5 protein-coding genes and 1 pseudogene are annotated in these 3,651 nt (G+C 69.1%); all 6 read left to right on the forward strand.

The window, feature by feature from the left end; all coding sequences use genetic code 11:
• A pseudogene (locus tag AC08OV_RS14020) lies at window positions 1–316 on the forward strand (cell division protein FtsZ); the annotation flags it as partial.
• A gap of 23 nt (window positions 317–339) precedes the next feature.
• Window positions 340–1,023: a peptidoglycan editing factor PgeF gene (gene pgeF / locus AC08OV_RS14025; protein WP_476616006.1), complete on the forward strand. Its 684-nt coding sequence runs from the start codon at window positions 340–342 to the stop codon at window positions 1,021–1,023.
• A complete protein-coding gene (locus AC08OV_RS14030; RefSeq protein WP_476616007.1) occupies window positions 1,020–1,847 on the forward strand; it encodes a YggS family pyridoxal phosphate enzyme in 828 nt (275 codons plus the stop codon). The genes pgeF and AC08OV_RS14030 overlap by 4 nt, the downstream gene beginning before the upstream one ends.
• Before the next feature lie 10 nt (window positions 1,848–1,857).
• Complete coding sequence (locus tag AC08OV_RS14035; protein WP_476616009.1) at window positions 1,858–2,400, forward strand: cell division protein SepF; 543 nt, start codon at window positions 1,858–1,860, stop codon at window positions 2,398–2,400.
• A 76-nt stretch (window positions 2,401–2,476) separates the two neighbouring features.
• Window positions 2,477–2,731, forward strand: coding sequence for a YggT family protein (locus AC08OV_RS14040; RefSeq protein ID WP_462188856.1), 255 nt, complete (start codon window positions 2,477–2,479; stop codon window positions 2,729–2,731).
• 94 nt (window positions 2,732–2,825) lie between these two features.
• Window positions 2,826–3,651: DivIVA domain-containing protein (locus AC08OV_RS14045; RefSeq protein ID WP_476619761.1), on the forward strand; the 826-nt coding region annotated here is incomplete at its 3' end.

Here is a 3,651-nt window from a genome sequence, read left to right on the forward strand (position 1 = left end):
GAGCTACCTGCAGGCACCCCCGCCGACGATCGCGCCGTCGAACGTCGGTCATTACCACCCGGAACCGCTGCCGGGGGCGCCGGCCTCGAACGAACCCGCCGCGGCCGCCACGGCCGAATCGACCGTGATCCCGACGATCGAGTCCCGCCTCGCCCCGCCGAACCGTGAACCGGTGGAGCCACCGGTTGATCAAGCCTATGGTCAGCACCGCCCGGAGCCGCCGCGCACTGCTCCCCGGCCGACCTACCCGCCTCGCCGGCCGGTGCGGCCGGTGGCCGACGACGACGAGCTGGACGTGCCGGACTTCCTCAAGTAGCCGGTGCCAGGCAGACTTCCGGCATGCCGGTTCTCGTCACCTCGCGCTCGGGTGGGGTCAGCGACCCGCCGTTCGAGGGACTCAATCTGGGCGACCACGTCGGGGATGCCGACGAGGCCGTCGCCGTCAACCGACGCCGGCTCGTCGACCGGCTGCGGATGCCGGTCCAGTACATGCGGCAGGTGCATGGGAGGCAGGTCGCCGTGTTGCGCCGGCACGGGCCGCCTCCGCAGGCGGACGCGCTGGTGACCGATGTCCCCGGCCTCGCGCTCGCCGTGATGGTCGCCGACTGCGCACCGGTGCTGTTCGAGGCCCCCGCGGTGGTGGGAGTGGCGCACGCCGGCCGGGTTGGGATGGCCAATGGCGTGATACATGCCACTCTCGGGGCCCTCGAGCGGCTCGGCGCCGCCCGGGACGAGCTCCGTGTCACCATCGGTCCATGTATCTGTGCCGGCTGTTACGAGGTGTCGGAGGATCTTCGTTGCGAGGTGGAGACCCAGGTGCCGGGGAGTGCGGCCACCACCCGCGTCGGCACCGCGGCGATCGATCTGCGCGCCGGTATCCGTTGTCAACTCGCCGTCGCCGGTGTGACTGATATAACAATTTCTGCTCGATGTACCGCCGAGGATCCGGAGCTCTACTCCTACCGCCGGGAGGGTCGGACGGGACGCTTCGCCGGTCTGGCCTGGCTCGGGCCGACGCCATGATCCACCGGCCCGGCCCGATCGAGCTCGATCCGGCGCGCCTGGACCGGTTGACGCGGCGGCTGGCCGAGGTTCGGGCTCGGGTCGCGGGGGCGGCCCGGGCCGCGGGCCGTGATCCGGACCACCTCACCCTCATTGCGGTCAGTAAAACCTACCCACCCCAGGATGTTGTGATGATGCACACGCTCGGGGTGCGGCACTTCGCCGAGAACCGGGAGCAGGAGGCCGGGCCGAAGGTGGGTCTCGTCACCCGGCTGATCGGCGGGGAACGGAACGTCCCGACCAAGGGGACCGGTGACGGCCCGTCCTCCGGTTCCGACGATCCGATCTGGCATTTCGTGGGACAACTGCAGCGCAACAAGGCCAGATCCGTTCTTCGTTGGGCGGATTGGGTGCAGTCGGTGGATCGGGTGAGCCTGGTGCCGGTGCTCTCCCGGCTGGCGATGGAACGCGGCCGCCCGCTGTCGGTCTGTCTCCAGGTCTCGTTGGACTTCCCTGGTGCTTCCGATGGGAAGATCGGTGCGTCGATCGCCGGCTCGAGGCGCGGAGGGGTCGATCCGGCCGGCCTTTCCGCCCTGGCCGATCTTGTCGAGGAGGCGCCGGGACTGGCTCTGCGAGGCGTGATGGCTGTCGCCCCCCGGGGAGGGAAGCCACGACCTGCATTCGCGCGACTGCGTGAGGTGGCGGAACGCCTGAAGGTGGGGCATCCCCAGGCCACCGTCATCAGTGCCGGCATGTCGGGAGATCTTGAGGACGCGGTGGTCGAAGGCGCGACACACCTTCGGATCGGCACCGCTTTGTTCGGTGAACGGCCTGGTGTCCCTTAGAGTCGCGCCCATGGGGCTCGGGCGCAGGGCGATGGTCTACCTCGGTCTGGCCGAGGAGGATGAGGACTATCTCGACGACGACTATGACGACGGTCGTGCGGTCGGTCGTGACGATCGGCGTGCTATGCACGAACCGGTTCCGATGGACCGTACGGTCCGTCGGATAGACGCACGTGAGGAGCCGGTCGCCATGCCGCGACGTCCACCGGTCGAACCGTTGCGTCCCGCCGGTCCCGTGCCGATGCGCAGGGTGGCCGCGGTGGAGGAGCCGCACCCCTACCGGATCACCACGCTTCAGCCACGCAGCTACAATGAGGCGCGCCAGATCGGCGAGGAGTTCAGGGACGGGACACCCGTTATCATGAACCTCACTGACATGGACGATGCCGACGCCAAGCGGCTGGTCGACTTCGCCGCGGGTCTGATCTTCGGGCTGCGGGGCGACCTCGAGAAGGTGACCAACAAGGTCTTCCTGCTCTCGCCGCACAACGTCGAGGTCACCGAGACCGACAAGCGACGCATCCGCGAGGGTGGGTTCTACAACCAGTCATAGCCAGGGAATGTGATCACGTTCCCCCCGTTCCTCAGGAGAGAGCGCCATCAGCACAGTAGGTAGCTTGATCTTTTGGGTGCTGACGGTCTATCTGTTGCTCCTGATAGCGCGATGGATCATCGATCTGGTTCTTGCCCTCAGTCGATCGTTCCGCCCGACCGGCCCCCTGGTACTGGTCTTCGAGATTGTGTACACGGCAACTGACCCTCCGTTACGATTCATCCGGCGATTTCTTCCGCCGTTGCGAGTGGGTAGCGTTGCGCTTGACCTCGGGTTCCTGCTGCTCTTCCTGGTGATCATCGTGCTTCGAAGCTATGCGCAGAGGCTGTGACGGGGTTGTTGTGCACACCGCGAGCGCGGGCGCGGCAGACTGCCCGCAGACCGCCCTCTCTTCGGGGAGCGGCGATGCCGCACGAGGAGGCGACGTGGCTCTGACACCACAGGACGTTCAGAACAAGGTCTTCAGCCCGACGAGGTTTCGCACGGGCTACAACGAGGATGAGGTCGACACCTTCCTCGACGAGGTCGAGGCGGAGCTGACGCGGTTGCTGGACGAGAACAGTGACCTGCGCCGGCAGCTCGACGAGGCCCGGCGTTCCGGCGGTGGTGGTCCGGGCGTGCCCGCGCAGATCCTCGAGGAGAACCAGGGCCTGCGCCGCCAGCTCGACGAGGCGCGTCGTCAGATCGCCCAGGCGCAGGCCCAGGCCGCCCGGGAACGGGGCCAGCAGCCGCAGCCCACCGGGCCGCAGGGGCCGCAGCAGGGCGGCGCCCCCACAACGGTGATCTCAGCGGTGGGTACCTCCGGACCGCCCGCCCGGGCCGGCGGTAACCCGCAGGTGGAGGCCGACATCGAGCAGCGGGTCGCCCGTACCCTCGTGCTGGCCCAGCGCACGGCGGACGAGGCGCTGCGCGAGGCGCGCGCGGAGTCCGAACGCGCCCGCCGCGAGGCGAGGGCGGACGCGGACCGCATCATTGGTGAGGCCCGGGCGCACGTGGCCGAGCAGCTCGGCGGCTTGGAGGACGACAAGCGTCGCCTCGAGGGCCAGGTCGAGCAGCTTCGGGCGTTCGAGCGGGAGTACCGTACTCGGCTGCGGGCCTACCTGGAGATGCAGCTGCGGGACCTGGACGGCATGCCGACTCAGCCAGCCGTCGGTGCCGGCGGGCCACCGCGACCGGGCCTCAACCCGGGTGGTGGACCCACGCCGCCCGCGGTGGGCATGGGGCCCAGTGGCGCCCCGCAGAACCCCGCCC

The organism is Frankia sp. CeTa3Moorea (genome assembly GCF_978021225.1).